The 26,287-nt window shown below is 61.1% G+C and carries 23 protein-coding genes; 9 read left to right on the top strand and 14 right to left on the bottom strand.

Annotation, left to right across the window (positions count from 1 at the left end; all coding sequences use genetic code 11):
• Positions 1-64 precede the first annotated feature (64 nt).
• The 3 genes from G9Q84_RS18955 to ctlX all read right to left on the bottom strand — a co-directional run bounded on the left by G9Q84_RS18955 (position 65) and on the right by ctlX (position 3,086).
• A complete protein-coding gene (locus tag G9Q84_RS18955; RefSeq protein ID WP_181643870.1) occupies positions 65-844 on the bottom strand; it encodes an ABC transporter substrate-binding protein in 780 nt (259 codons plus the stop codon).
• A 257-nt stretch (positions 845-1,101) separates the two neighbouring features.
• Entirely contained in the window at positions 1,102-2,148 is a 1,047-nt protein-coding gene (locus G9Q84_RS18950; RefSeq protein WP_181643869.1) for an ornithine cyclodeaminase, read from the bottom strand.
• Positions 2,149-2,159: 11 nt separating this feature from the next.
• Positions 2,160-3,086, bottom strand: a complete 927-nt coding sequence (gene ctlX / locus G9Q84_RS18945) for a citrulline utilization hydrolase CtlX (protein WP_181643868.1) — start codon at positions 3,084-3,086, stop codon at positions 2,160-2,162.
• Positions 3,087-3,324: 238 nt separating this feature from the next.
• Here ctlX and G9Q84_RS18940 point away from each other — a divergent pair, with 238 nt between their 5' ends.
• Positions 3,325-4,218 (top strand): GNAT family acetyltransferase, encoded by an 894-nt coding sequence (locus G9Q84_RS18940; protein WP_181643867.1) that lies wholly within the window; start codon positions 3,325-3,327, stop codon positions 4,216-4,218.
• A gap of 127 nt (positions 4,219-4,345) precedes the next feature.
• Here G9Q84_RS18940 and G9Q84_RS18935 read toward each other — a convergent pair whose 3' ends face one another.
• The 5 genes from G9Q84_RS18935 to G9Q84_RS18915 all read right to left on the bottom strand — a co-directional run bounded on the left by G9Q84_RS18935 (position 4,346) and on the right by G9Q84_RS18915 (position 10,521).
• On the bottom strand, positions 4,346-5,365 hold the full coding sequence (locus G9Q84_RS18935) for a branched-chain amino acid aminotransferase (protein WP_032888142.1): 1,020 nt from the start codon (positions 5,363-5,365) through the stop codon (positions 4,346-4,348).
• Positions 5,366-5,584: 219 nt separating this feature from the next.
• Positions 5,585-6,964: a dihydrolipoyl dehydrogenase gene (gene lpdA, locus G9Q84_RS18930; RefSeq protein ID WP_095184356.1), complete on the bottom strand. Its 1,380-nt coding sequence runs from the start codon at positions 6,962-6,964 to the stop codon at positions 5,585-5,587.
• 4 nt (positions 6,965-6,968) lie between these two features.
• Positions 6,969-8,225 (bottom strand): dihydrolipoamide acetyltransferase family protein, encoded by a 1,257-nt coding sequence (locus G9Q84_RS18925; RefSeq protein ID WP_181643866.1) that lies wholly within the window; start codon positions 8,223-8,225, stop codon positions 6,969-6,971.
• The gene (locus G9Q84_RS18920) at positions 8,226-9,284 is read right to left on the bottom strand and encodes an alpha-ketoacid dehydrogenase subunit beta (protein ID WP_181643865.1); all 1,059 of its coding nucleotides are present in this window, start codon (positions 9,282-9,284) and stop codon (positions 8,226-8,228) included.
• 1 nt (position 9,285) lies between these two features.
• Positions 9,286-10,521, bottom strand: coding sequence for a 3-methyl-2-oxobutanoate dehydrogenase (2-methylpropanoyl-transferring) subunit alpha (locus tag G9Q84_RS18915; RefSeq protein WP_181643864.1), 1,236 nt, complete (start codon positions 10,519-10,521; stop codon positions 9,286-9,288).
• A 194-nt stretch (positions 10,522-10,715) separates the two neighbouring features.
• Between G9Q84_RS18915 and G9Q84_RS18910 the strand changes: the two genes are divergently transcribed.
• Together G9Q84_RS18910 and G9Q84_RS18905 are read left to right on the top strand one after the other, a co-directional pair.
• A complete protein-coding gene (locus tag G9Q84_RS18910) occupies positions 10,716-11,198 on the top strand; it encodes an Lrp/AsnC family transcriptional regulator (RefSeq protein ID WP_015884756.1) in 483 nt (160 codons plus the stop codon).
• 181 nt (positions 11,199-11,379) lie between these two features.
• Positions 11,380-13,005 carry a methyl-accepting chemotaxis protein gene (locus G9Q84_RS18905; RefSeq protein ID WP_181643863.1) on the top strand — a complete coding sequence of 542 codons (1,626 nt, stop codon included), beginning with the start codon at positions 11,380-11,382 and terminating at the stop codon, positions 13,003-13,005.
• A gap of 58 nt (positions 13,006-13,063) precedes the next feature.
• On the opposite strand, the gene G9Q84_RS18900 is transcribed toward G9Q84_RS18905, so the two are convergent.
• Positions 13,064-13,927, bottom strand: a complete 864-nt coding sequence (locus G9Q84_RS18900) for an MBL fold metallo-hydrolase (RefSeq protein ID WP_032888127.1) — start codon at positions 13,925-13,927, stop codon at positions 13,064-13,066.
• 94 nt (positions 13,928-14,021) lie between these two features.
• Here G9Q84_RS18900 and G9Q84_RS18895 point away from each other — a divergent pair, with 94 nt between their 5' ends.
• The 6 genes from G9Q84_RS18895 (at position 14,022) to G9Q84_RS18870 (ending at position 21,171) form a co-directional block, all read left to right on the top strand.
• Positions 14,022-14,357: an ArsR/SmtB family transcription factor gene (locus G9Q84_RS18895; protein ID WP_017527038.1), complete on the top strand. Its 336-nt coding sequence runs from the start codon at positions 14,022-14,024 to the stop codon at positions 14,355-14,357.
• Positions 14,358-14,408: 51 nt separating this feature from the next.
• A complete protein-coding gene (locus tag G9Q84_RS18890) occupies positions 14,409-15,653 on the top strand; it encodes an NAD(P)/FAD-dependent oxidoreductase (protein ID WP_095184359.1) in 1,245 nt (414 codons plus the stop codon).
• Complete coding sequence (locus tag G9Q84_RS18885; protein WP_032888123.1) at positions 15,654-16,466, top strand: sulfite exporter TauE/SafE family protein; 813 nt, start codon at positions 15,654-15,656, stop codon at positions 16,464-16,466. It abuts the gene before it with no gap.
• A 157-nt stretch (positions 16,467-16,623) separates the two neighbouring features.
• A complete protein-coding gene (locus G9Q84_RS18880) occupies positions 16,624-17,799 on the top strand; it encodes a porin (RefSeq protein ID WP_032888121.1) in 1,176 nt (391 codons plus the stop codon).
• Positions 17,800-18,140: 341 nt separating this feature from the next.
• Complete coding sequence (gene nosP, locus G9Q84_RS18875; RefSeq protein WP_181643862.1) at positions 18,141-19,286, top strand: nitric oxide-sensing protein NosP; 1,146 nt, start codon at positions 18,141-18,143, stop codon at positions 19,284-19,286.
• A complete protein-coding gene (locus tag G9Q84_RS18870; RefSeq protein ID WP_050442845.1) occupies positions 19,228-21,171 on the top strand; it encodes a PAS domain-containing hybrid sensor histidine kinase/response regulator in 1,944 nt (647 codons plus the stop codon). The genes nosP and G9Q84_RS18870 overlap by 59 nt, the downstream gene beginning before the upstream one ends.
• 1,292 nt (positions 21,172-22,463) lie before the next feature.
• Here G9Q84_RS18870 and G9Q84_RS18865 read toward each other — a convergent pair.
• The 5 genes from G9Q84_RS18865 to G9Q84_RS18845 all read right to left on the bottom strand — a co-directional run bounded on the left by G9Q84_RS18865 (position 22,464) and on the right by G9Q84_RS18845 (position 26,285).
• Positions 22,464-23,129 carry a response regulator transcription factor gene (locus G9Q84_RS18865; RefSeq protein ID WP_032889994.1) on the bottom strand — a complete coding sequence of 222 codons (666 nt, stop codon included), beginning with the start codon at positions 23,127-23,129 and terminating at the stop codon, positions 22,464-22,466.
• A gap of 15 nt (positions 23,130-23,144) precedes the next feature.
• A complete protein-coding gene (locus G9Q84_RS18860; RefSeq protein WP_032889991.1) occupies positions 23,145-23,693 on the bottom strand; it encodes a PQQ-dependent catabolism-associated CXXCW motif protein in 549 nt (182 codons plus the stop codon).
• A 107-nt stretch (positions 23,694-23,800) separates the two neighbouring features.
• A complete protein-coding gene (locus tag G9Q84_RS18855; RefSeq protein ID WP_099600947.1) occupies positions 23,801-24,592 on the bottom strand; it encodes an ABC transporter permease in 792 nt (263 codons plus the stop codon).
• Positions 24,589-25,329 carry an ABC transporter ATP-binding protein gene (locus G9Q84_RS18850; RefSeq protein WP_122756690.1) on the bottom strand — a complete coding sequence of 247 codons (741 nt, stop codon included), beginning with the start codon at positions 25,327-25,329 and terminating at the stop codon, positions 24,589-24,591. Before G9Q84_RS18850 ends, G9Q84_RS18855 begins: the two co-directional genes overlap by 4 nt.
• Positions 25,326-26,285, bottom strand: coding sequence for a YVTN family beta-propeller repeat protein (locus G9Q84_RS18845; RefSeq protein WP_032889983.1), 960 nt, complete (start codon positions 26,283-26,285; stop codon positions 25,326-25,328). Before G9Q84_RS18845 ends, G9Q84_RS18850 begins: the two co-directional genes overlap by 4 nt.
• Between the last annotated feature and the right edge of the window lie 2 nt (positions 26,286-26,287).

Genomic DNA, 26,287 nt, shown 5'->3' with positions numbered 1-26,287 from the left:
ACCCACCGCTATCGGGAGCAAGCCCCCTCTCACACAAATCTTTTTCCACAGGGATTGTGTTGGCTTATTCGTTGTAGATGTCCTGATCGCCGAAGTACTTCTTCTGGATCTGCGCGTAGGTGCCATCGGCCTGGACGGCGGCGATGCCCTTGTTGATCAGCGCACGCAATTCCTGGTCGTTCTTGCGCAACCCCATGGCGATATCCAGCGGCAGGGTCGGGTCCTTGAAGGCCGGGCCGGTCTTGAAGTCGGCGCCTTCAGGTTTGGACAGGAAGTTGAGCTGGGCTTCGAGTTTGTCGGTGAGGGTGGCGTCGAGGCGGCCGTTTTGCAGGTCGGCGTAGTTCTGTTCCTGGGACTGGTAGGCCTTGACCTGAGCCCCGAGCTTAGCCAGGTGCGCACGGGCATAGGCTTCCTGCAACGAGCCTTGCAGTACGCCGGCCTGCTTACCTTTCAACGATTCAGGCGTGTCGCCGAAGTCGGCGCTTTTGCGGGTGATCACGGAGGTTGGGCTGAGGAACAGCCGGTCGCTGAAGTCGATGACTTTTTCACGGGCCGGCGTCACGGCCATGGACGACATGATGGCGTCGAATTTGCGCGCGCGCAGCGCCGGGATCATGCCGTCGAATTCGTTGTGCACCCAGGTGCATTTGACTTCGAGCTTGGCGCAGATGGCATTGCCCAATTCGATATCGAAGCCTTGCAGGCTGCCGTCAGCGGCCACGGATTCAAAGGGTGGGTATTCGGGGAATACGCCGAAGCGGATTTCTTTCCAGTCCTGGGCGTGGGCGGCGCTGGCGCACAGTGGCAACAGCAACGCAGCGAAAAGTGATCGCAGTGGAATCATGTGTCAGTCCCTATATTTTGTAATTGATGTCAGGGCAGTAAAAAGGGTGCGGCTTGCATTCATTCGGTGACTCTTCGGTCGGGCTCAGAATGCTTGATGGTGGTGCTTTTTTTGTGTCGTTTACCCGGTGCTCAAAGCGCAAATTGCGCTGTTAAAACGAGCATTGCAGCGGAATCGGCTGTTGCACCCGCTGAATCGGCTTTTCAGCTGTGTAAGTCGGGCCTGCCCTCGGCGCAAAGGGGCAGGCCAGAGCGGTCTCACGCGCGCTTTTTGTGCTGTGCGCGTGGCTGCTGGGCCAGGCGTGCGAACAGGTCTTTCGGGTCGGCCAGGTCCGGCACCAACTCCAACTCGCTGCCCACATCCAGAGCCTTGGCCACGTCGAGCACGTAGCGCAGGGCCGAGTAGTCTTCGATGGCAAAACCTACCGAGTCGAACAGGGTGATCTGGCGCTCATTCTCGCGGCCGGCTACCTGGCCGTTGATCACCTGCCACAACTCGGTCACTGGCGAGTCTTTCGGCATGTGCTGGATCTCACCTTCGATACGGCTTTGCGGCTCGTACTCAACGATGACCCGGGCGCGCTCGACGATGCGTTGGTCCAGTTCGGTCTTGCCTGGGCAGTCGCCGCCCACGGCATTCAGGTGCATGCCTGGTTCGATCATCTCGTCAGTAAGGATGGTGGCGTAGGCCTTGTCCGCGGTCACGGTGGTGACGATATCCGCGCCCTTGACCGCTTCCGCCACGCTGCCGGCCAGGATCACCCTGATCGCCGGGAAGGCCTTGAGGTTGGTTGCCAGTTTGGCAGTGGCCTTGGCGTCGATATCGAACAGGCGGATTTCGTTGATGCCGAGCATGGCGTGGAAGGCCAGGGCCTGAAACTCGCTCTGCGAGCCGTTGCCGATCAACGCCATGCTGCGGCTGTTGTCTCGGGCCAGATAACGCGCGACCAGCGCCGAGGTGGCGGCGGTGCGAATGGCGGTAGTCAGGGTCATTTCTGCCAGCAGCACTGGTTTGCCGGTGTCCACGTCGCCCAACGCACCGAACGCCATGACGGTGAGCATTCCGGCGAGGGTGTTTTTTGGGTGGCCGTTGACGTACTTGAAGGCGTACAGCGACGCGTCTGACACCGGCATCAACTCGATTACGCCATCCGGCGAGTGGTTGGCCAGGCGCGCGCACTTTTCGAAATCCTGCCAGCGCAGGTAGTCCGCGCGAATGTACTCGGCCATCTCGGTGATGCAGGTTTGCAGGCCTTTTTGCGAGACCAGGTAGCTGAGGTCGTTGACGTCGATATAGCGGGTCATGGCAAGACTCCTTATTGAAATGAGGGGCGGGCGGGCAGGTGCACTTCCGCGAGCATGCAGCGGGCGCTGCCGCCGCCGATGCGTTCGATGTTGTCGATATTCACCACCACAGGCCGCGTATGGCGTTCCACATGCTGGCGCTGGGCCGGTTGCAGTGCGCCCCAGGCGCTGGCAGACATCACCAGCAGCGGCTGGCCGTCGCGGTCGTGGACTTCAAGCATGTTGCCGGCGAAGGCTTCCAATTGGTCGAAGTCGAGGGCGAGGATGTCCTTGCCGGTGTCGCGCAGGGAGCGTTCCAGGGCCAGGCGTTCGTTTTGGTCGGGCAGGGCTTGCAGGCACACCACCGACAGGTCGCGGCCGACGCTCATCATCACGTTGCTGTGGTAGATCGGCGCGTGGTGGCGGTCAACCGCATGGAATACGCAGAGCCGGTAGTCGAGGCGTTCGGCGAATTCGCGCAGCGCATCCTGATGGGTGCGCCCGGAGTGGCAGGCGTAGCTGATGCGGTGTTGGCGGTCGAGCACCATGCTGCCGGTGCCTTCGAGGAATATGTTCTGTTGTTCGAGGTGGCTGAGGTCGATGGTGCTGTTGATCGCAAAACGTTGCTCCAGCACTTGCAACACACCCTTGTTGCGCTCCAGTCGTCGGTTCTGGCCTTCCATCGGGTACAGCACCAGGCTGCCGTCGGCGTGGCTGCTCCACCAGTTGTTGGGGAAGATTGAGTCGGGAGTGTGGGGCGCCGGAGTGTCCTGCACCACCAGCACTTCTACGCCGTGCTGGCGCAGGGTGTCGACATAACCGTCGAACTCTTCCAGCGCTTTCTGCTGTGCGCTGAGCAGGTCAAGGGGCGGGCGTTGAAAGCGGTTGTTGATCGCAGTGTCCGGGTTGAAGGCAAAGCGCGCCGGGCGAATCATCAAGACGGTGTTGGTGGTTTGCATGGGTGCACGGATCCATGAGTAAGGCGGTGAACAAAGATGCAGTGGGGCTATTTTGTGGCTTGTGCGGGATGAATCCCGGCTGAAACCCATGGGCGGCTCAGCCGGGAAAGCTGAAAAGGGGGGTAGGCCAGCCGAATCGGCTGCGAGAGGTGGAATGCGGTCAAAATGCGGGAGGGGCAAGCCCCCTCCCACATTGGTACAGTGGCGCCTGTTATAGCGCCGTCAGCCAGGAGGAATCATGTCTACCGCCGTTCGTCTCGCCCAACCCACCGATGCCGAAGGGATCAGCCAGGTCATCCTGGCGGCCCTGCACAGCAGCAATGCGCGGGATTACCCGGCGGACGTGATTGCCCGTGTGGCGAGCAACTTCACGCCGGACGCGGTGTTGGCCTTGCTCAAGCGGCGTGTCGTGCTGGTGGCGATTGAGGATCAGAGGGTGGTCGCCACGGCGGCACTTGATGCCAATGTGGTGCGCTCGGTGTTCGTCAACCCGACCTTGCAAGGGCAGGGCATTGGCCGGTTGCTGATGATGGAAATCGAACTACGCGCCCGCGAAGCAGGAGTCACCGTATTAAGTGTGCCGTCTTCGCTGACTGCCGAGCCGTTCTACACCAAGCTGGGGTTTCACACGGTGCGCGATGTTTACCATGGCAACGAGCGCACGCTGGTGATGGAAAAGACGTTGTCATCGCGCTACCCCATCGGGCCATATCGCGATCGTCCGCATCGCGCGCAGGTGATTGAGCTATGGCAGGCGGCGTTTGGTTATGACACGGCCCATAACCTGCCTAGCCTGGCGATCGATAAGAAGCTGGCGGTCAATGACGAGTTGTTCTTCGTGGCGACGGATAAAAAAACCGTGATCGGCACCATTCTCGCCGGGTACGACGGGCATCGTGGTTGGCTCTATTCGGTGGCGGTGCACACGGACTACCGGCGTCATGGCCTGGGCTCTTCGCTGGTGCGGCATGCGGAACAGGCGTTGACGGCGCTGGGCTGCATGAAGATCAACCTGCAGATCACCAGTGGCAATGAGGCGGTGGCGGGGTTTTACGAGGCGCTGGGGTATGGGGTGGAGGCGAGGGTCAGCATGGGGAAGAAGATTGCCGAGAATATCCCGAAAGAGTCTTGAATGCGCCGGAGAGCAAATGTGGGAGGGGGCTTGCTCCCGATGGCGGTGTATCAGTCAACAGATTCATTGACTGACCCACTGCTATCGGGGGCAAGCCCCCTCCCACATGGGATATGCGTTGAGGCTGTTAGACCTTCACGATCCAACCCGCTGGTGCTTCGACGTCGCCGGTCTGCACACCGGTCAGCTCTTTGTAGAGCTTCTGGGTGATCGGGCCGACTTCGGTTTCGCTGTGGAACACATGCAGGTTGCCGTTGTACTGGATGCCGCCGATCGGCGAGATCACCGCAGCAGTACCGCAGGCGCCGGCTTCCTTGAAGTCAGCCAGCTTGTCGATGAACACTTCGCCTTCAACCACTTCCAGGCCCAGGCGGGTCTTGGCCAGTTCGATCAGCGACAGGCGGGTGATGCCTGGCAGCACCGAAGGCGACTTCGGCGTGATGAACGTGTTGTCGTGGGTAATCCCGAAGAAGTTGGCCGAGCCGACTTCTTCGATCTTCGAGTGGGTCATCGGGTCCAGGTAGATCGCATCGGCGAAACCGGATTTTTTCGCTTCAGAGCCCGGCATCAAGCTGGCCGCGTAGTTGCCGCCCACTTTCGCAGCACCGGTGCCTTGTGGCGCAGCGCGGTCGAAGGTGGAGATCTGGAAGTTGTGTGGCACCAGGCCGCCCTTGAAGTAGGCACCGACCGGAATGCAGAACACCGAGAAGATGAACTCCGGCGCGGTACGCACGCCGATGTTGTCACCGGTACCGATCACGAACGGGCGCAGGTACAGCGCGCCGCCACTGCCGTACGGCGGGATGAAACGCTCGTTGGCCTTGACCACCTGTTTGCAGGCGTCGATGAACACGTCGGTCGGCACATGGGGCATCAGCAGGCGGGCGCAGCTGCGTTGCATGCGCGCGGCATTCTGGTCCGGACGGAACAGGTTGATCGAGCCGTCCTTGCAGCGGTAGGCCTTGAGGCCTTCAAAGCACTGCTGGCCATAGTGCAGAGCGGTGGAGCCCTCACTGATGTGCAGCACGTTGTCGTCAGTCAGGGAGCCTGCTTGCCACTCGCCGTCTTTAAAGGTCTGGATATACCGTTTGTCGGTCTTGATGTAGTCAAAACCCAGCTTGTCCCAATTGATGCTTTCGTTACCCATGACACCCTCTATCTTTGGTCAAGTCGGTTTTTTTCTGAATGGGCGCAACAATACTTCATTCTTGGCTTGTGTGGGAGCCACTGGGTGGACGCCTTCAGCCTCTGTATTGACCGATCCACCGCTATCGGGGGGCAAGCCCCGTCCCACATGTGGAATGCATTCCCCTGTGGGAGGGGCGGTGCGACGATTCGACTTGCCCCCGATGGCCTCACCACGGTTTTACAGATGCAACGCGTGGCCCAATGCGCGCAGCGCAGCTTCCTGCACCGCCTCGCCGAGCGTCGGGTGAGCGTGGATGGTGCCGGCTACATCCTCCAGGCGCGAACCCATTTCCAGGCTCAGGCCGAACGCAGTGGACAGCTCAGATACACCCACACCCACGGCCTGCCAGCCGACAATCAGATGATTGTCACGCCGCGCCACCACTCGCACGAAGCCGGTTTTCGACTCCAGGGTCATCGCCCGGCCGTTGGCTGCAAAGGGAAAACTCGACACGATGCAGTCCAGGCCGGCGGCCTTGGCTTCATCGGGCGTCTTGCCGACCACCACCAGTTCCGGGTCGGTAAAGCACACCGCCGGGATTGCCGCCGGGTTGAATTCGCGGTGTTGACCGCTGATCAGTTCGGCAACCATTTCGCCCTGGGCCATGGCGCGGTGGGCGAGCATCGGCTCGCCGCTCAAGTCGCCGATGGCGTACACATTGCGCATGCTGGTCTGGCAACGGCTGTCGATCTTGATTGCCGCGCCATTCATCGCCAGGTTCAGCGCTTCAAGGTTCCAGCCTTGGGTGTTGGGTTTGCGACCCACGGCCACCAGGACCTGATCGGTCTTCAGCGACACCGTGTCGCCGTTCGGATCACGCACTTGCAGGCAGTTGTCGGCAAACCCGGTGACGCTGTGCTTGAGGTACAGCTTCACCCCCAGTTGCTTGAGAGATTCGTTCACCGGCTGGGTCAGCTCGGCGTCGTAAGCCGGCAGGATGCGATCCTGGGCCTCGACCACACTCACCTCAGCGCCCAGCTTGCGGTAGGCAATCCCCAGCTCAAGGCCAATGTAGCCGCCGCCCACCACAATCAGGCGCTTGGGCACGCGGGTCGGCGCCAGGGCTTCGGTGGAGGAGATGATCGGCCCGCCAATTGGCAGCATTGGCAGGTTGACGCTTTTCGAACCGGTGGCCAGCAGCAGGTGTTCGCACTGGATGCGCTGGTCGCCAACGTCGACGGTCTTGCCGTCCACCACCTTGGCCCAGCCGTGGATCACCTGCACTTTGTGCTTTTTAAGCAGTGCGGCGACGCCAGTGGTCAGGCGGTCGACGATGCCGTTTTTCCATTCAACGCTTTTGCGGATGTCCAGGGTCGGCACATCCACTTCGATACCCAGTTGCGAACCCTGGCTATGGTGGATGGTTTGCTGAAACTGCTCGGCCACATGGATCAAGGCCTTGGACGGAATGCAGCCGATGTTCAGGCAGGTGCCGCCCAACGCCTGGCCTTCCACCAGGATGGTCGGGATGCCCAGTTGGCCGGCGCGAATGGCGGCCACATAACCGCCAGGGCCGCCGCCGATAATCAGCAGCGTGGTATGCAATGTCTGAGTCATGTCCTTACTCCAGGAACAGGCTGGCGGGTTGTTCGAGCAGGCCGCGAATGGCCTGGATGAATTGCGCCGCGTCCATGCCATCGACCACGCGGTGATCGAAGGAGCTGGAGAGGTTCATCATTTTGCGAATCACGATCTGGCCCTTGATCACCATCGGCCGCTCAACGATACGGTTGACGCCAACGATGGCCACCTCCGGCAAGTTAAGCACCGGGGTGCTGACGATGCCGCCCAAGGCGCCCAGGCTGGTCAAGGTAATGGTCGAACCCGACAACTCGTCACGACTGGCCTTGCCATTGCGCGCGGCCGTGGCCAAACGCGCGATTTCCTCGGCATTGCCCCACAGGCTGCGGGCTTCGGCGTGACGCACCACCGGCACCATCAAGCCCACATCGCTCTGGGTGGCGACGCCCACATGCACCGCGCCGAGGCGGGTGATGACCTGGGCTTCGTCGTCATAACGCGCGTTGATCTGCGGGAAATCCCGCAGCGCCACGACCATGGCGCGCACGATAAACGGCAGTAACGTCAGCTTGCCGCGCGTGGCGCCATGCTTCTCGTTGAGGTGCACGCGCAGCTCGTCGAGGGCGGTGACGTCGATCTCTTCCACATAGCTGAAATGCGCGGCACGGCGGGTGGCGTCCTGCATGCGCTGGGCAATCTTGCGGCGCATGCCGATCACCGGGATCTGTTCTTCGGTGTTACGTTCGGCGTAAGGGTTGGCTGCCGTCGAAGCTTTTGACGCCCCTTGTTGCAGGTAGGCGTTGAGGTCTTCGTGCAGGATCCGCCCGGCGGGGCCGGAGCCCTGGACCAGCCGCAGTTGAATCCCGGCATCCAGCGCATGCTTGCGCACGGCGGGGGAGGCCAGGGGGCGTTCATCGGCATCGCGGGCCACAGGGGCCTGTGCGGTCACGACGGGCGCGGGCTTGCTTTCAACCACTGGTGCAGGTTTGGCCTCGACAACGGGAGCAGCTTTCACCGGCTCCGCCACCACGGGCGCCTCCTTGGCGTTGCCCGCACCTTCTACTTCAATGCTGATCAGAATACTGCCCACGGCCATCACTTCACCCGGCTCGCCGCCAAGGGAAATCACTTTGCCGTGCACCGGCGAGGGAATATCCACCATCGCCTTGTCGGTCATCACATCCGCCAGCACCTGGTCTTCGACGACCATGTCGCCGACCTTCACATGCCAGACCGACAGTTCAACTTCCGCGATGCCTTCGCCAATGTCCGGCATCTTGATAACGTGCGTGCCCATTCAGACCTCCATGACCCGTTTCAACGCCGCGCCCACTCGGGACGGGCCTGGGAAATACGCCCACTCCTGCGCGTGCGGGTAAGGGGTGTCCCAGCCGGTGACGCGTTCGATCGGCGCTTCCAGGTGGTGGAAGCAATGCTCTTGCACCAGCGCCACCAATTCGGCACCAAAACCGCAGGTGCGGGTGGCTTCGTGCACCACCACGCAACGGCCGGTCTTCTTCACGGATTTGACGATGGTCTCCAGGTCCAGCGGCCACAGGCTGCGCAGGTCGATGACTTCGGCGTCGATGCCGGTTTCTTCGGCAGCGACTTGGGACACATACACCGTGGTGCCGTAGGTCAGCACGGTGACTGCCGAACCCGGACGCACAATGGCGGCCACGTCCAGCGGCACGGTGTAGTAACCGTCCGGCACTTGCGCTTGCGGGTGTTTCGACCACGGTGTTACCGGGCGGTCGTGGTGGCCATCGAACGGGCCGTTGTACAGGCGTTTAGGCTCAAGGAAGATCACCGGGTCATCGTTTTCGATGGACGCAATCAGCAGGCCTTTAGCGTCGTAGGGGTTGGACGGCATCACCGTGCGCAGGCCGCAGACCTGGGTGAACACCGCTTCGATACTCTGGCTGTGAGTCTGGCCGCCGTAGATGCCGCCGCCGCAGGGCATGCGCATGGTCAGCGGTGCCGTGAACTGGCCGGCCGAGCGATAACGCAGGCGCGCCGCTTCGGAGATGATCTGGTCGGTGGCGGGGTACACATAGTCGGCAAACTGAATCTCAGCCACCGGGCGCAGGCCATAGGCACCCATGCCCACGGCCACGCCGATAATGCCGCTTTCCGAGATCGGTGCGTCGAACACCCGCGAGCTGCCGTACTTGGTCTGCAAGCCTTCGGTGCAACGGAACACACCGCCGAAGTAACCCACGTCCTGGCCGAACACCACCACGTTGTCATCACGTTCAAGCATCACATCCATGGCCGAGCGCAGGGCCTGGATCATGGTCATGGTGTTGGTGGTCATGGCGGTTTCCAATTCGATGCTGTTGTTGTGATCGTTCATGTCAGACCCCCAACTCTTGACGCTGGCGCTTCAAGTGCTCCGGCATCTCTTTATAGACGTCTTCGAACATGGTCGCGGCGCTTGGAATCTGGCCACCGGCCAGGGTGCCGTACTGTTCGGCCTGTTTCTGCGCGGCGATCACCTCGGCTTCAAGTTCAGCACTGACCGCCGCGTGTTCCTCTTCGGACCACTGGCCAATCTTGATCAGGTGCTGTTTGAGACGAGCAATCGGATCGCCCAACGGGAAGTGGCTCCAATCATCGGCGGGGCGGTATTTGGACGGGTCATCGGACGTGGAGTGCGGGCCGGCGCGGTAGGTGACCCACTCGATCAGGCTCGGGCCGAGGTTGCGCCGCGCACGTTCAGCGGCCCAGGCGGAGGCAGCGTACACGGCGATAAAGTCGTTGCCGTCCACGCGCAGGGAAGCGATGCCGCAACCGACGCCGCGTCCGGCGAAAGTGGTGGCTTCACCGCCGGCGATGGCCTGGAAGGTGGAGATAGCCCATTGGTTGTTGACCACATTGAGAATCACCGGCGCGCGGTACACGTGGGCAAAGGTGAGGGCGGTGTGGAAGTCGGATTCGGCGGTGGCGCCGTCGCCGATCCAGGCCGAGGCGATTTTGGTATCGCCCTTGATCGCCGAGGCCATGCCCCAGCCCACGCCCTGAACGAATTGGGTGGCGAGGTTGCCGGAGATGGTGAAGAAGCCGGCGTCTTTCACCGAATACATAATTGGCAACTGGCGACCCTTGAGCGGGTCGCGCTCGTTGGACAGCAACTGGCAGATCAGGTCCACCAGTGGCACTTCGCGGGCCATCAGGATGCTTTGCTGGCGGTAGGTGGGGAAGCACATGTCGTCGATGTTCAACGCCAGGGCCTGGGCGCTGCCGATCGCTTCTTCGCCGAGGCTTTGCATGTAGAACGACATTTTTTTCTGACGCTGGGCGACCACCATGCGGTTGTCGAAGATGCGCGTCTTGAGCATCGCACGCATGCCTCTGCGCATGATCTCAGTGGAGACGCCCTCGGCCCACGGTCCCAAGGCTTGGCCCTGGTCGTCGAGTACGCGGATCAGGCCCTTGGCCAGGTCGGCGGTGTCGGCGGGTTCTACGTCGATGGCGGGTTTGCGCACCAGGCCGGCGTCGGTCAGGCGCAGGTAGGTGAAGTCGGTCTTGCAGCCTGGTCGGCCCGAGGGTTCAGGGACGTGCAGGCGCAGTGGTTCGTACTGCTGGGTCATGGCTTCTACGCTCGATCTTGTGAATTTCTTGTAGTGGGCGCGCTAGCTGACAGTCAGTCTTCGGGTAGAAGAAATCTTGTCCTACAACAATCATAGGCGTGGCGTAGAAGAATATTTATCTCTGTTTCGTTGCGCCCGGGATCAATTGCGGATAAAAAACCTGCATAAACATAATAAACAGGTGATTTTGTCTCATGCGCAAACTGGACCGTACCGATATCGGCATTCTCAACGCTCTGCAGGAGAATGCCCGCATCACCAACGCCGACCTGGCCCGCTCGGTCAACCTGTCGCCCACGCCGTGTTTCAATCGGGTGAAGGCGATGGAGGAATTGGGCCTGATTCGCGAGCAGGTCACGCTGCTCGACGCCGATTTACTGGGGCTGCACGTCAACGTGTTTATCCATGTGAGCCTTGAAAAGCAGAACGAACTGGCGTTGCAGCAGTTCGAAGGCGCGATTTCCGACCGGCCCGAGGTGATGGAGTGCTATTTGATGGCCGGTGATCCGGACTATTTGATTCGGGTGTTGGTGCCGACGATCCAGTCGCTGGAGCGGTTCATGATGGACTTTCTGACCAAGGTACCGGGGGTGGCGAATATCCGCTCCAGTTTTGCCCTCAAACAAGTGCGTTACAAAACAGCATTGCCACTGCCAAGAGATGGACTGATGGTCTAATAAAGTGGCGCGGTTTCCCTTGGCACGTTAATAGTTAGCTAGACACCTAAACTCGCTATTTAAATATTTAGGATTGCCAATAAAAAAATACCTAATTAGTCACGTATTTTTCACGTCTGGTTTAACACATTAATCCCCATCAGGCCGTGAAGTTCGCGGCCCAGGAAAGGGGTGCGCCGCGATGTCCATGAGAGCCTTGAAGCTGAACTTCCGTACCACACTTTGTTTTGGTGTGGTGTGTCTTCTGCTGTTGATCCAAGGAGCAATGACGCTGATAAAAGTCGATAAAGTTTATTCATCGACGGTTGAAATCGAATCTAACTGGCTTCCCAGTATTCGTTCGGCAGGTGAAATAGATTCGGCTTTTTACAAACTTCGTCTTGATCTACGCCGCTATGCCATGGATATCGGGCGCCAGGATCCGGCCTCCCTTGAGAAGCTCAAAGCGACGCGCAAGGAAGCCCTTGATATTGCAGAGCGTTATGCGCCGTTAGTCTCAAGCCCCGAAGAACAAGCCAAGTACAACGACGCATTGACCGGCATAAAGAACTACAGCCAGAAGATGGATGAGTTCCTCGCGCAATCCTCGACGCTGTCCGCTGAACAGATGTCGACTTATTTGCGTGACGTCAATGGGCCGATTGCCCTTGATGTACAGCGTTCCATCAGCGAGTTGATCGCGTTGAATTCCGGTGGCTCCAATACGGCGGTTCAGGTGGCTTCCAGCGAATATGACGCGGCGCGTCTGTTCACTTGGATATTGATGGGCACCTCCTTGATGGTCACCGTCGTGGTTGCAAGCCTGTTTACCCGCAGCATCATTACTCCGGTCCGTGAACTGTTGGTATCAACCGGCAAGATTGCTGACGGCGATCTGCGCGTGGCGATTGCCATCAATGGCAACGACGAGTTGACCGAGTTGCAACGATCTACCGCGTCTATGCAAATGAACCTGAAAAGCACCTTGCAGCATATCTCGGAGGCGTCCGGGCAATTGGCTGCGGCGGCGGAGGAGATGAGCGCCATTACCCGCGAGTCCAGCGCCGGTATTGAACGCCAAAGCATGGAAACCGATCAGGCCGCGACGGCGGTTAACGAAATGACGGCGGCCGTGGAAGAAGTGGCGCGCAATGCGGTGTCGGCTTCCCTGTCAACGCAGGATTCCCAGCGCTCGGCCAAAGTCGGCCAGGAGCGTGTGACACAAACCATCGCCTCCATCGAGAAGCTCAGCGCCACGGTGCAGCAGACCGGCGTCGAAGTCGAAGGGTTGGCCAAGCAGGCCCAGGATATTGCCCGAGTGGTTGAAGTGATCCGTTCAATTGCCGAGCAAACCAACCTGCTGGCCTTGAACGCCGCCATTGAGGCGGCCAGGGCAGGGGAGCAGGGCCGAGGCTTTGCGGTCGTCGCCGACGAAGTGCGGGCATTGGCCCATAGAACCCAGACCTCGACCCAGGAAATCGAGCAGATGATCGCGAAAATCCAAACATGCTCCAGCGAAGCGGTGTCTTCCATGGCCCTTAACCGCAACGAAGCAGTGGATTCATTGAAGATCGCCCATGAAGCGGGCGCCGCGATTACTCAGATCACCGACGCCATTACCGACATCAATGACCGCAACCTGTTGATCGCCACGGCCTCTGAAGAACAGGCCCATGTGGCCCGCTCGGTGGACCAGAACCTGATCAGCATCCGTGATCTTTCCATCCAGAGCTCTTCGGCGGCTGGTCAGACGTCGATTGCCAGCCAAGAGCTGTCGCGGCTGGCGGTGGACCTCAAGCAGATCGTGTCGAAATTTGCCGTAGCCTGATCACACCTGCGTAACACCCTCGGAACATTCAATGGCATGGACGCCATGCGGGGCGGCTTTAGAGCTGGTTCAACGGAATCTTCAAGTAAACCACCCCGTTTGCCTCCGCTGGCGGCATATGACCGGCCCGCACATTCACTTGGATCGCCGGCAACAACAGCGTGGGCATCCCCAGCCCAGCATCGCGTTGGGTGCGCATCGCCACAAACGTCGCTTCATCCACTCCGTCATGCACATGAATATTGCCCGCTCGCTGCTGCGCCACGGTCGTCAGGCATTTTGCCTCGCGACCCTCGGGCGGGTAGTCATGGCACACGTACAGCTGCGTGTCGGGAGCGAAGGCCAACAGCTTGCGCATCGACGCATACAGCTGCCGCGCATCGCCGCCAGGGAAGTCGCAGCGGGCCGTGCCGACATCGGGCATGAACAGGGTGTCGCCGACCAGGATCAATCGATCCTCGATCAGATAAGCCATGTCCGCCGGGGTGTGGCCGGGCACGTGCAACGCCTGGGCCTTGAGGTTGCCGATGTGAAAGATTTCATCCGGCGCAAACAGGTGGTCGAACTGCGAGCCGTCGACGCGAAATTCCGGCTCCAGGTTGAACAGGTTCTTGAACACGCCTTGCACCTTGCTGATCGACTGACCAATGGCGATCTTGCCGCCCACTGTCCGGCGCAGGTACGGCGCGGCGGACAGGTGGTCGGCATGGGCGTGTGTCTCCAACAGCCACTGCACTTGCAAGCTGTGCTCACGCACAAAGGCAATAACCTTGTCGGCCTGGGCGGTGTCAGTACGCCCGGAGGCCGGGTCGTAGTTGAGAACCGAATCGACGATGGCACAGGGGCCGCCGTCCGTTTCATAGACGACGTAGGTGTAGGTCGACGACGTCTCGTCCAGAAAGGAATGAATCAACGCTGACATGACGGCTGCCCCTGATGCTGAAAAAAGTGATTACAATCACTTTACATTTACACATAATGTTTTGAGCTTAAGTGAGGCAAAGGACCCGAGGCAAATGGAATCTACTCTGAGTGAAGGCGAAGTTGCCCAGTTGCGCGCGTCGGCGTCCAAGGCCTGTGCCTTGCTCAAGGCCCTGGCCAATGAGGATCGCCTGTTGATCCTGTGCCAGTTGACCCAGGGCGAGCGCAACGTCGGCGAGCTGGAAACCATGACCGGTGTGCGCCAGCCCACCCTGTCACAACAGTTGGGCATCTTGCGCGACGAAGGGTTGGTCGCCACCCGTCGGGAAGGCAAGTACATCTTCTACGGGCTGGCCAGCCACGAAGTGATCCAAGTGATGAAAACCCTGTCCGGGCTGTACTGCGGCGCGGTCATAAAAAGCTGGGCGTGACGCCATACGGCAACGACCCTTGTGTGCATTGACGATAAAAGGCATCAGACCATGACCGAACAACACTGGGGCCCATCCATCAGTGGCGATATCGTTGTCATCGGCGGCGGTTCGGCAGGCATCGGCCTGCTAGCCAGCCTGCTCAAGCGCGACCCCGACCTGAACATCACCCTCATCGAACCCAACGACCACCATTGCTACCAGCCGGCCTGGACCCTCGTGGGCGGCGGCGCCTATGACCTGAAAAAGACCCGCCGCCCGTTGGCCGACGTGCTGCCTAATGGCGTCACCTGGATACAGGCAGCGGTCAGCGAGGTGCTGCCGGACGAGCAAACCCTCTTACTCGACAGCGGCCAGCGCGTGAGTTGGCAACATCTGATTGTGTGTCCCGGCCTGCGCCTGGCCTGGGAGGCTATCGAGGGCTTGCAAGACACCCTCGGTCAGCACGGCGTCACCTCCAACTACAGCTACGAATACGCCGCCTACACCTGGCAGTTGGTGCAGCAGTTGAAGGGCGGCAAGGCGATCTTCACCCAGCCGGCCATGCCGATCAAATGCGCCGGCGCGCCGCAGAAAGCCATGTACCTGTCCTGCGATCACTGGCTCAAGCAGGGCCGTCTCAAGCACATTGATGTGGAATTCAACCTGGCCGGCGCGGCGCTGTTCGGGGTGGCGACCTTTGTGCCGCCGTTGATGAAGTACGTTGAAAAATACAACGCGCGCCTGGCGTTTAATTCCAATCTGGTGAAAGTTGACGGTCCGGCACGCAAGGCCTGGTTTGCAGTGAAAGACGCCGAGGGCAATACAACGGTTGAAGAGAAATCCTTCGACCTGCTGCACGTCGTCCCGCCGCAAGTCGCCCCGGACTTTATCCGCCAAAGCCCGCTGGCCGACGCCGCCGGTTGGTGTGAAGTGCACCCCCATACCCTGCAACACCTGCACTACCCGCACATCTTCGGCCTGGGCGATGTGTGCGGCACCACCAACGCCAAGACCGCCGCCGCTGTGCGCAAGCAGATCGTGGTGGTTGCCGAAAACCTGCTGGCCCTGCGTAAGCAAGCAACCTTGCCGCTCAAGTACGACGGCTACGGGTCCTGCCCGCTGACGGTGGAGAAGGGCAAGGTGGTGCTTGCCGAGTTCGGTTACGGCGGCAAGTTGCTGCCGACCTTCGCCCTCGATCCGACCAAGGCGCGCCGTTCGATGTGGTTCCTCAAGGCTACGCTGCTGCCGTGGTTCTACTGGAACGGCATGCTCAAGGGCCGCGAGTGGCTGACCCGTCTGAGCAAGGTGGACTGAATGCTGCTGGCCAGTGTGTTGGGTGTGTTGATGGGCCTGGTCATGGGCCTGACCGGTGCGGGCGGCGGCATCCTTGGGGTGCCGGCGTTGGTGCTGGGATTGGGCTTGAGCATGACCCAGGCCGCGCCGGTGTCTTTGCTGGCGGTGGGCGCGGCGGCGGCTGTCGGTGCGATTGATGGCTTGCGCCACGGCCTGGTGCGTTACCGCGCCGCGCTGCTGATCGCCTTGCTAGGCGCGCTGTTCTCGCCGCTGGGGGTATTTCTTGCTCACCAAATGACGGAACCGGTGCTGATGGGCTTGTTCAGTGCGCTGATGGTGCTGGTGGCCTGGCGCATGTTGCAGCGTGAAAAGGTCGAGGCCGGGCCGAGTGATCACGGCGCCGCCTCCTGGGGCCAGAAGAACTGCATGCTCAATCAACAGACCGGACGCCTGGCCTGGACCGCCAAATGCAGCGCCACCCTGGCCGCGCTCGGCGCCGTGACCGGTGCGGTCTCCGGTTTGCTCGGCGTGGGCGGAGGCTTCCTGATCGTGCCGGCGTTCAAACAACTCACCGATGTGCAGATGCGCGGCATCGTCGCCACCTCGTTGATGGTGATCAGCCTGATCTCGCTGATCGGCGTGGCCGGTGCGTTGCATGCCGGGGTGAGCATCGAACCGGTGGGCTGGGTGTTTATCGGCGCCAGTATCGTCGGCATGCTGGTCGGCCGGCGCCTGTGTTCCGTGATCCCCGCGCGCACCTTGCAGGTGGGGTTTGCCAGTCTGTGTGTACTGGTGGCTGTGGGCATGTTGGCCAAGGCCGGTCTTACGCACTAAGTGCCGGGCCTGTGACCGGGCCCGTCTTACACCAGAGTTGCCGGGCACCCGCTGCCCGTCCAAAGCACCCTGAAACCACGGCCAAGGCAGCGTAGGCCGTGGCCTGGCGCTTTTCGATAATCGCCTCCGACATCAAGTCCCCGTTGCGGAGCGCGCCATGCATAACAATAAAAATCTCCCCCTGCGTCTGTTACCTGCTTTTATCGTCGGCCTTAGCCTCAGCCCGTTCGCTGACGCCGAAATCATGCTGTACGACAAGGACGAAACCACCTTTTCCACCGACGGCTACATCAACGCTTTCTACGTCAACAGTGACGTGGACCGCGCCGGCGACCAATACGACCGCCGCCAATCCCGGGTGAAGATGGGTTTTCTGCCCAACTACTTGGGCTTCAACATGGGCAAGCAGGTCGACGACCTCAAGCTCGGCGCCCGCGCCTCGTTTTGGGTGACGATCAACGACAGCGAAACCAACGGCACCGACACCGCCATCGATGTGCGCCAGTTTTACGGCACCGTGGCGAACCCAGAGTGGGGCGAAGTGCTGATCGGCAAGGACTTCGGCCTGTTCGCCCGCTCCAATATCCTGCTCGATGAACTGCTCGCCGGTTACGGCCAGGTCAGCGACAGCCTTGGCTTGGTGGACGGCGGCGGTGTGTCGTTCGGCAATATCGGCAGCGGTTACCCGTACCCGTTCCCCACCTCGCAGATTACCTACCGCACCCCAATGATGGACGGCCTGCGCGTGGCCGTCGGCATCATGGACCCGGTGGACACCAACGACAGCAGCGCACTGGGCAAGGCCTACCAGAAGAACCCGCGCACCGAGAGCGAGATCACCTACCAGTTCGACCTGGGCGGGGCGAAGATCTACAGCTGGCTCAATGGCAGCTACCAGACTTCGGACAACACCGACTCCACCGTCGAATCGGTGACGTCCAAAGGCCTGGGCTATGGCGTACAGGCGAAAATCGGCGGCTTGTCGCTGACCGGTTCGGGCTTCCAGGCCAAGGGCATCAACCCGTTCTTCACCAACAATGCCGGGGAAGCCACCCTGCGCAATGTGGACAGTAACGGTTACCTGGTGCAAGGCTCGTACAAAGTGGGCAAGAACCGTCTGGCGCTGTCCTACGGCAAGACAGAGGACGACGGCAACGGCGTGGTGGGCAGCGGGGCGGATTATGAGACGCGCGGGATTGCGTTGTTTCATGACGTGAACGACAACCTGAAGCTGGTGGCGGAGTACAACCAATTCCAGATCAAGGGGCATGACACCCGTGCGCAGAATGAAGACACCGATACCTTTGCGGTAGGTGCAGTCCTGACGTGGTAAGCCATTCAAAAATGGGGGAGGGGCGGTGCGACGATTCGACTTGCCCCCCACAGGCAGAGGTATCTACACCTCTTTGGTGAAAACACATTCTGGGAAAATAGTGCTTTCGTGGTGAGCGGGCTTGCCCCGCGCGGGGCTGCTGCGCAGCCCAGTGCGTGGCAAGCCCGCTCATCACAGCGTTATGCGTCGGCTTTTAGGCAAGGTGTAGATACCTTTGCCCCGATGGGGTGGATCGGTCAGTGGAGAGACTCATCCCATCGCATCCCCCCACCCAGTACCCAAGTAGCATAGGTCCCGCCCCCCGCCCTTCGTACACTCATGCCTCAGAGGGGGAACCAACGATGCATAACAGTGAAGGCGTAATCAGCGCCATGTCCCAGGCCATCGACGCCGGGCAGGCGGCTGAGGAGTTGGCCCGTCAACTGCTGCACCCCTACCTGGGGTTTGTGCTGTTTTTCTGTTCGGCCTCCTACGATTTGCAGGCGTTGGGCCAGGCCCTGCAACAGTGCTTCGGTAACGTGCGCGTGGTGGGTTGCACCAGCGCCGGCGAGATCACGCCCCAGGGCTACGGCCGCAATTGCGTGACGGCGATGGGCTTTAACCACGCGCACTTTTCCATCGCCACCGAGCTGATCGATCAGGTGGAACACTTCAGCCTGATCGACGCCCAGCAGATGGTCGAACGTCTGGTCGGCGGTTGCCGCAGCAATACCCTGGCGCCGATCAAGGGCAACACGTTCGCCCTGACCCTGCTCGATGGCCTGTCCAGCCGTGAAGAAGTGGTGCTCGCGGCCCTCAGCGCCGCGCTTGGCGACATCCCGCATTTTGGCGGTTCGGCCGGCGACGACAACTTCCTCACCCACACCCACGTGTACTTTAACGGCGCCTTCCACAGCGGCGCGGCGGTGGTGGTGTTGGTCAATACCTGGCTGGACTTCGAGGTGTTTACCACCCACCACATTCTGCCGCGCAGTGAAAAGCTGGTGGTGACCGGCGCCGACAGCCCGTCGCGCCGGGTCTTCGAGCTCAACGCCGAACCTGCCGCCGAAGAGTACGCGCGGCATATCGGCGTGGCCGTCGCCGATCTCGATCACCGCGTGTTCGCGGCGCACCCGCTGGCGGTGCGCATCCACGATCAGTATTACGTACGCGCGATCCAGCAAGTGCACGACGACTTGAGCCTGAGTTTCTACTGCGCCGTGGAAAACGGCATCGTCCTCACCGTGATGAAGCCCGGGCCGATCCTGCCGAACCTGCAAACGCTGTTCGACGGCCTGCAAGCGCGCCTTGGCGACCTGCTGTTGACCATCGGCTGCGACTGCTTCCTGCGCCGCCTTGAGCTGGAAGACAGTGACAATCTGGAACAGATCGGCGGCTTCCTGCGTGACCAGCGGGTGATGGGGTTCAACACCTACGGAGAACAGTTCAATGGCATGCATATCAACCAGACCTTCACCGGGGTCGCCATTGCCCGAGGCCGGCGCTGAACTGCTCGCCCAGGTTGCCCAACTGCAACAGGACAACCACAAGCTGGCGCGGATCAACGCCGCGCTGATCGAGCGCATCGAGTCCGGCGTGACCCAGGGCAACAACCCCTACACCACCTTCCAGCATTCGGTGGTACTGGCCGAGCAAGTGCGTGAACGCACCGACGCGCTGAACCAGGCGATGGCCGAACTCAAGGCCAGCAACCACTTGCTGATCAACGCCCGGCTGCGTGCCGAAACTCTGCGCGGCGAACAGGTGGCGGCGCAGAAAGCCCAGGAAAGCGAGCGCTGGATTCGCTTGATCACCGACCACGTTCCGGCCCTCATCGGCTACCTGAATGCTGACCTGGTCTACGAGTTCACCAACAAAGTCTACGAAGAATGGTACTGCTGGCCGCGCGGCATGATGCTCGGCCAGAGCCTGCGCGAGGTCCACAGCGAACAGCACTGCCAGCGCCTGGACGCCTACGTCGCCCGCGCCTTGGCGGGGGAGAGCGTGACCTTTGAATTCGCCGAGACCAATATCAATAACCAGGAGCGCTACATGCTGCGCTCCTATGTACCCAATCTGCTGGCCAGTGGCGAAGTGGTGGGGATCTTTGTGCTGATCCGCGACATCACCGAACGCCGCCGCACCGCCGAGGCCCTGCATCAGGCCTATCAACACCTGGAGCAGCGTGTCGCCCAGCGGACCTCGGAACTCACTGCGCTTAACGACCAGTTGCTCAAGGAAATCGACGAGCGCCGCCGCATGGAAACCCGCCTGCGCGAAGCCAAGCTCGAAGCCGAACAGGCTAACCTGTCGAAAACCAAATTCCTCGCCGCCGTCAGCCACGACCTGCTGCAACCGCTGAACGCCGCGCGATTGTTCACCAGCGCTTTGCTCGAACGCCCCAGCGAACAGTTGGTGCGCAACGTGAGCAATTCCCTGGAAGACGTGGAAAACCTGCTGGGTACTCTGGTGGATATTTCCAAGCTGGATGCCGGGGTGATCAAGGCCGACATCGCGCCGTTTGCCCTGAGTGAATTGCTCGACAACCTGGCAGCCGAATACACCGAATTGGCCCGCAGCGAGGGCCTGGAGCTGCATTTTGTCGGCTGCTCGGCGCTGGTGCGCAGTGATATTCAGTTGCTGGCGCGGATTCTGCGCAACCTGCTGAGCAATGCGATTCGCTATACCTACAAAGGGCGTGTGGTGCTGGGATGTCGCCGCCAGCACCAGCGCCTGTCGATCCAGGTGTGGGACAGCGGCATGGGCATTGCCGAGGAGCGGCTGGAGGAGATTTTTCAGGAGTTCAAACGCGGCGATGTGCAGCGTCCGGACCAGGACCGCGGGTTGGGCCTGGGGCTGGCGATCGTGGAAAAAATCGCGGGGATACTGGGTCATCGCATCAGCGTCAAATCCTGGCCGGGCCAGGGCTCGATGTTCTCGGTGGAGGTGCCGTTGAGCGCCACGGCGCCCAAGTCACTGCCGATGCTGGCCATGAGCGAACCGATGCTCGAACGCCTGCAAGGCGCACGGGTGTGGGTGCTGGATAACGACGCGGCGATCTGCGCGGGCATGCGCACCTTGCTGGAAGGCTGGGGCTGCCGGGTGATTACCGCCTTGTCGGAACAGGATTTGGCACGGCAGGTGGACAACTACCATGCCGAAGCCGACTTGCTGATCGCCGACTATCACCTCGACGACGACCAGAACGGTGTAGATGCCGTGGCACGCATCAACGCACGCCGGGCCAGTGCAATCCCGGCGCTGATGATCACCGCCAACTACAGCAATGAGTTGAAGCAACAGATCCGCGAATTGGGGCACACCTTGATGCACAAGCCAGTACGCCCGATGAAACTCAAGACCGCCATGAGCCACCTGCTCGGTCGGCCCTGACAAACGGAGATCAAGTGTGGGAGGGGGCTTGCCCCCGATGGCGGTGTTTCAGTCAAGTAGATGCCGACTGATCCACCGCTATCGGGAGCAAGCCCCCTCCCACATTTGACCGGTGTTGTGTTTGGAAGATTGGCGGCGCAGTTACGGCCAATGAAGCCCAAGACTGCCACGAGCCACCCCTCGGTCGGCCCTGACAAACGGAGATCAAGTGTGGGAGGGGGCTTGCTCCCGATGGCGGTGTTTCAGCCAAGTAGATGTCGACTGACCCACCGCTATCGGGAGCAAGCCCCCTCCCACATTTGACCGGTGTTGTGTTTGGAGGATTGGCGGCGCAGGTACGGCCAATGATGCTCAAGACCGCCACGAGCCACCCCTCGGTCGGCCCTGACAAACGGAGAACCAATGTGGGAGGGGGCTTGCCCCCGATGGCGGTGTTTCAGTCAAGTAGATGTCGACTGACCCACCGCTATCGGGAGCAAGCCCCCTCCCACATTTGACCGGTGTTGTGTTTGGAGGATTGGCGGCGCAGGTACGGCCGATGAAGCTCAAGACTGCCACGAGCCACCCCTCGGTCGGCCTTGACAAACGTAGATCAAGTGTGGGAGGGGGCTTGCCCCCGATGGCGGTGTTTCAGTCAAGTAGATGTCGACTGACCCACCGCTATCGGGAGCAAGCCCCCTCCCACATTTGACCGGTGTTGTGTCTAGAGGATTGGCGGCGCAGGTACGGCCAATGAAGCCCAAGACTGCCACGAGCCACCCCTCGGTCGGCCCTGACAAACGGAGATCAAGTGTGGGAGGGGGCTTGCCCCCGATGACGGTGTTTCAGCCAAGTAGATGCCGACTGACACACCGCTATCGGGAGCAAGCCCCCTCCCACATTTGACCGGTGTTGTGTTTGGAGGATTGGCGGCGCAGGTACGGCCAATGATGCTCAAGACCGCCACGAGCCACCCCTCGGTCGGCCCTGACAAACGGAGAACCAATGTGGGAGGGGGCTTGCCCCCGATGGCGGTGTTTCAGTCAAGTAGATGTCGACTGACCCACCGCTATCGGGAGCAAGCCCCCTCCCACATTTGACCGGTGTTGTGTTTGGAAGATTGGCGCCGCAGGTACGGCCGATGAAGCTCAAGACTGCCACGAGCCACCCCTCGGTCGGCCCTGACAAACGTAGATCAAGTGTGGGAGGGGGCTTGCCCCCGATGGCGGTGTTTCAGTCAAGTAGATGCCGACTGACCCACCGCTATCAGGGGCAAGCCCCCTCCCACATTTACCACTGTTGTGTCAGGCGGGTCAGCGGCGCAGGTACGAGCCGAAATCGATATCCCCGGCACTGAGGATCGCCTGCACCCGGTTGTGCACGTTCAACTTGCGCAGGATCGCCGACACGTGGGCCTTCACGGTGGTCTCGGCAATCTCCAGGGTGTAGGCGATCTGCTTGTTCGACTCGCCCTTGGTCATCCGCTCCAGCACCAGCAATTGCTTGCGTGTCAGGGCTTGCAGCAGTTCGGGGGCGAAGCCGGGGTTTTCGTTGAGGCGCCGGTGGGTGCCGGGCTTCTGGGTGCGGATGATGTCCGGCGGCAGGTACACGTTGCCGTTGAGAATCTGCTGGATCGCCTCGGTCATTTGCAGGCGTGGCGAGGACTTGGTGATAAAACCCACGGCGCCATAGGTGATGGCTTGCAGCACGATCTGCTTGTCCTGCTCGGCCGAGACGATCACCACCGGAATGGTCGGCGCCTCGTTGCGCAGGTTGATCAGGCCATTGAGGCCGTGCATGCCGGGCATGTTCAGGTCCAGCAGGATCAGGTCGAGGTCGTCGTGTTCCTGGGTCAGCGCCAGGGCGCTGTCCAGGTCGGCGGTTTCCATCACTTCGCTGCCGGGAAAGCCGTCGCTGATGACGTTATGGATCGCTTCGCGAAACAGTGGGTGATCGTCGGCAATCAGGATTTTGTACATGGCCGTTCACCTTTCTTATTGTGATGTTTGAAATGGCTCGGGTTGGGCGACCGTCACCGGCAGCTTCGCCGCCTCCCAGGCATCCAGACCGTCGCGATACCAGTACACAGAGGTATAGCCGAGGTTGGCGGCACGTTTTACCGCGTTCCAACTCAGCCAGCAATCGGAGCGGCAATAGAAGACCAACGGTCGCGTGAGGTCGCCGCCGCTGTAGGCATACAGGTGGCGCACGAAATAGCTTTGCCACTCCGGCGTGAGGTCGCCGTCGCCGGTATTGGCCAGCCAGTGGCTGCCGGGCAGGTTGGCGTGGGGCTGGTCTTCGATGAAGCGGCCTTGCAGCCATTGGCGGCGGTACACATCGATCAGCACCGGCGCCGGGCTTTGGCCGAGCAGGGTTTGCAGGGCCGCGGTGTCGACAATCGTGGCGCCAGGCAGGTGGTCGGGCGTGGGGCTGCGGTACAGGCTGATGCGGTAGCCGTCGGCGGAAAACAGTGGGGTGTCGGCCTGGACGTGGGCGACGAACAGGCACAGCAGTGCCAACAGAGGCAGTCGGGCGTGCAGCATGGCAGGGCAATCCTTATCGTTATGCGCGCATTACACGTGAGTCCCGAGCCCTTGGGAATGCGACGATAGACAGGAAAACCAGTACCAAAGTAGTAGTTTTATCGGCTTCAGCCTTTTTTGCGCAGTGCGGCATGCTGGGGATTGAAGGTCAGCACCGCCAGCAGCGTGAACAACAGGGTCAACCCCAGGCACACCGCCAGGGCCAGGCCGGCGAAGCGTTCATACAGGGCAAAGCGCACCAGTTCCACGGCGTGGGTAAACGGGTTGACCGCGCACAGCCAGTACAGCCATTCGCTGGAGTCGCGCATTTTCCACAGCGGGTACAACGCCGACGACAGGAAAAACAGCGGGAAAATCACGAAATTCATCACCCCGGCAAAGTTCTCCAATTGGCGAATCGCGTTCGACAGCAGAAGGCCCAATGCACTGAGCATCAACGCCACCAGCAGCAACGCCGGCAGGGCAGTCAACAGGCCCATGGCTGGCGGTTGCACGCCGTAGACCCAGGCAATCGCCAGGAATCCGTATACCTGCAACAGCGAGATTAATGCCGTGGCCAACAGTTTGCTGCACAGCAAAAACGTGCGCGGCAACGGGCTGGTCAGTAACACGCGCATGCTGCCCATCTCGCGGTCGTAGACCATCGACAACGAGCCCTGCATGCCGTTGAACAGCAGGATCATGCAGGCCAGTCCCGGAATGATGTAGACCTCGTAGGGGATGTAGGTGTCGTAGGGCTCGATCACCGAGATGCCCAACGCGGCACGGAACCCGGCGGCGAACACCACCAGCCACAGCAACGGGCGCACGAGGGCGCTGAGAAAGCGCGTGCGCTGCAACACAAAACGCAGCCACTCACGCAGCACGATGCCGCGCAGGCATTGCCAGTAAGCGTTCATGCGGCGGCTCCCGTCACAGTGGGGCGGGTCAATCGGGCGAACACACTGCCCAGGTCGCCGCCTTGTTGCTGGATCAACTCATCAACTTGCCCGCTGGCCACCAGGCGGCCTTGGTGCAGAATCATCAGTGCATCGTTGGCCTGCACTTCGTCGAGCAAGTGAGTGGTCCACAGCACGCTGATGCCGTGCTCGGCGCACAGGCTGCGCACATGCTGGTTCAGCGCCAGGCGGCTGGCCGGGTCGAGGCCGACGCTGGCTTCGTCGAGCAACAGCACGCGCGGTTCGTGCAGCAGGGCGCGGGCGATTTCTACGCGGCGCCGGTGCCCGCCGTTGAGTTCGCGGACTTTTTCGCGGCGGCGCTCGGTGAGGGCCTGACGCGTCAGTTCGGCTTCGACCCGTGTGTCGGTCTGGCGCCGCGACAAACCGTGCAGCGCGGCGTGGTAGCGCAGGTTCTGCTCAACGCTCAAGTCCAGGTCCAGGGTGCTTTGTTGGAATACCACGCCCAATTGCTTAAGGGCGGCGCGCGGCGCATCGCGCAGGGAATGACCGCCCACGCGAATGTCGCCGCTTTGCAGGTCATACAGCCGCGTGAGCAGGGCGATCAAGGTGGATTTGCCGGCGCCATTGGGCCCCAGCAATGCCGCAAAACGCCCTGGCGCCAGGCTGAAACTCACCTCGCACAAGGCCTGCCGTGCGCCATAGGCGAAGCTCACGTCGCGCACCTCCAGGGCGTTCATGGCGTCACCACCACACCCCACGGGTAACGCCCGACTTTCACCGACTTGACCACCTTGAGGCTGTCCACGTCGATCACCGACACATCACCGCTCACGCCGTTGGTGGCGAGCAACTGTTTCTCGTCCGGGGTAAATGCCATCTGCCACACGCGGCGGCCCACCAACAGGTAGTCGAGAATCTCAAAGGTCTTGGCATCAATCACCGCCACATGGTTGGCCGGGCCGAGGGCGACAAAACCGTATTTGCCGTCGGCGCTGAGCTTGATGCCGACCGGCTGGACTTTGTCCGGGTGCACGCCCTTGATCTTGAAGGTCAGGGTCTTGAGGATCGCGCGGCTGGCCACGTCGAGGATGGTCACGGTGCCGCCGATTTCTGCCGAGGCCCACAACTGCGAGCCATCGTGGTTGAACTCGACGAAGCGCGGGCGCTGGTCCACCAGGGTGCTGTCGGCCAGGGTCTGGGTGCTGGTGTCGATCCAGTGCAGCATGTTGGTGGTTTCGCTGGTGTTCACCGCCCACTTGCCATCCGGGCTGACGGCCATGCCTTCGGGTTCGACGCCGACGTTGATCTGGCCGAGCACCTTGGAGGTCTCGGTGTCGATCACGGTGACCAGCGCATCGTCTTCGTTGGACACGTACAGCCAGCGGTTATTGGGGTGCAGGGCGAACTGCTCGGGGTCTTTGCCGGAGGGCAGTTCCTTGATGATCTTGCGCGTGGCCACGTCCATCACCTGCACGCGGTCCGAGTCGCTGGCGCAGATGTACAGCAGCTTATTGTCATGGGACAGCAGCAAGCCTCGCGGGCGCTGGCCGACCTTGAGGGTGTCGGTGACTTGCAGGGTCTGCATGTCGATCAGGCTCAGGCTGTTGTCTTTCTCGTTGGAGACCCAGGCGGTACTGGCCACGGCGTGCCCGGCGGCAAGCAGCAGGGCGCATGAGAGCAGGGTGCGGCGCATGG

The organism is Pseudomonas sivasensis, assembly GCF_013778505.1.
Taxonomy (GTDB): Bacteria; Pseudomonadota; Gammaproteobacteria; order Pseudomonadales; family Pseudomonadaceae; genus Aquipseudomonas; species Aquipseudomonas sivasensis.
Note: the sequence above shows the minus strand (reverse complement) of the source record. Positions and strands in the feature narration are given on the sequence as shown.

What these genes read in the sequence shown, in the direction of transcription:
- G9Q84_RS18895 (WP_017527038.1), top strand. Translation starts at nt 14,022, where the DNA reads ATGGAATCTACTCTGAGTGAAGGCGAAGTTGCCCAGTTGCGCGCGTCG.
- G9Q84_RS18905 (WP_181643863.1), top strand. Translation starts at nt 11,380, where the DNA reads ATGTCCATGAGAGCCTTGAAGCTGAACTTCCGTACCACACTTTGTTTT.
- lpdA (WP_095184356.1), bottom strand. Translation starts at nt 6,964, where the DNA reads ATGACTCAGACATTGCATACCACGCTGCTGATTATCGGCGGCGGCCCT.
- G9Q84_RS18885 (WP_032888123.1), top strand. Translation starts at nt 15,654, where the DNA reads ATGCTGCTGGCCAGTGTGTTGGGTGTGTTGATGGGCCTGGTCATGGGC.
- G9Q84_RS18935 (WP_032888142.1), bottom strand. Translation starts at nt 5,365, where the DNA reads ATGGGTAACGAAAGCATCAATTGGGACAAGCTGGGTTTTGACTACATC.
- G9Q84_RS18915 (WP_181643864.1), bottom strand. Translation starts at nt 10,521, where the DNA reads ATGACCCAGCAGTACGAACCACTGCGCCTGCACGTCCCTGAACCCTCG.
- G9Q84_RS18845 (WP_032889983.1), bottom strand. Translation starts at nt 26,285, where the DNA reads ATGCGCCGCACCCTGCTCTCATGCGCCCTGCTGCTTGCCGCCGGGCAC.
- G9Q84_RS18880 (WP_032888121.1), top strand. Translation starts at nt 16,624, where the DNA reads ATGCATAACAATAAAAATCTCCCCCTGCGTCTGTTACCTGCTTTTATC.
- G9Q84_RS18925 (WP_181643866.1), bottom strand. Translation starts at nt 8,225, where the DNA reads ATGGGCACGCACGTTATCAAGATGCCGGACATTGGCGAAGGCATCGCG.
- G9Q84_RS18950 (WP_181643869.1), bottom strand. Translation starts at nt 2,148, where the DNA reads ATGACCCGCTATATCGACGTCAACGACCTCAGCTACCTGGTCTCGCAA.
- G9Q84_RS18890 (WP_095184359.1), top strand. Translation starts at nt 14,409, where the DNA reads ATGACCGAACAACACTGGGGCCCATCCATCAGTGGCGATATCGTTGTC.
- G9Q84_RS18900 (WP_032888127.1), bottom strand. Translation starts at nt 13,927, where the DNA reads ATGTCAGCGTTGATTCATTCCTTTCTGGACGAGACGTCGTCGACCTAC.
- G9Q84_RS18870 (WP_050442845.1), top strand. Translation starts at nt 19,228, where the DNA reads ATGGCATGCATATCAACCAGACCTTCACCGGGGTCGCCATTGCCCGAG.
- G9Q84_RS18855 (WP_099600947.1), bottom strand. Translation starts at nt 24,592, where the DNA reads ATGAACGCTTACTGGCAATGCCTGCGCGGCATCGTGCTGCGTGAGTGG.
- ctlX (WP_181643868.1), bottom strand. Translation starts at nt 3,086, where the DNA reads ATGCAAACCACCAACACCGTCTTGATGATTCGCCCGGCGCGCTTTGCC.
- G9Q84_RS18910 (WP_015884756.1), top strand. Translation starts at nt 10,716, where the DNA reads ATGCGCAAACTGGACCGTACCGATATCGGCATTCTCAACGCTCTGCAG.
- nosP (WP_181643862.1), top strand. Translation starts at nt 18,141, where the DNA reads ATGCATAACAGTGAAGGCGTAATCAGCGCCATGTCCCAGGCCATCGAC.
- G9Q84_RS18920 (WP_181643865.1), bottom strand. Translation starts at nt 9,284, where the DNA reads ATGAACGATCACAACAACAGCATCGAATTGGAAACCGCCATGACCACC.
- G9Q84_RS18955 (WP_181643870.1), bottom strand. Translation starts at nt 844, where the DNA reads ATGATTCCACTGCGATCACTTTTCGCTGCGTTGCTGTTGCCACTGTGC.
- G9Q84_RS18860 (WP_032889991.1), bottom strand. Translation starts at nt 23,693, where the DNA reads ATGCTGCACGCCCGACTGCCTCTGTTGGCACTGCTGTGCCTGTTCGTC.
- G9Q84_RS18865 (WP_032889994.1), bottom strand. Translation starts at nt 23,129, where the DNA reads ATGTACAAAATCCTGATTGCCGACGATCACCCACTGTTTCGCGAAGCG.
- G9Q84_RS18850 (WP_122756690.1), bottom strand. Translation starts at nt 25,329, where the DNA reads ATGAACGCCCTGGAGGTGCGCGACGTGAGCTTCGCCTATGGCGCACGG.
- G9Q84_RS18940 (WP_181643867.1), top strand. Translation starts at nt 3,325, where the DNA reads ATGTCTACCGCCGTTCGTCTCGCCCAACCCACCGATGCCGAAGGGATC.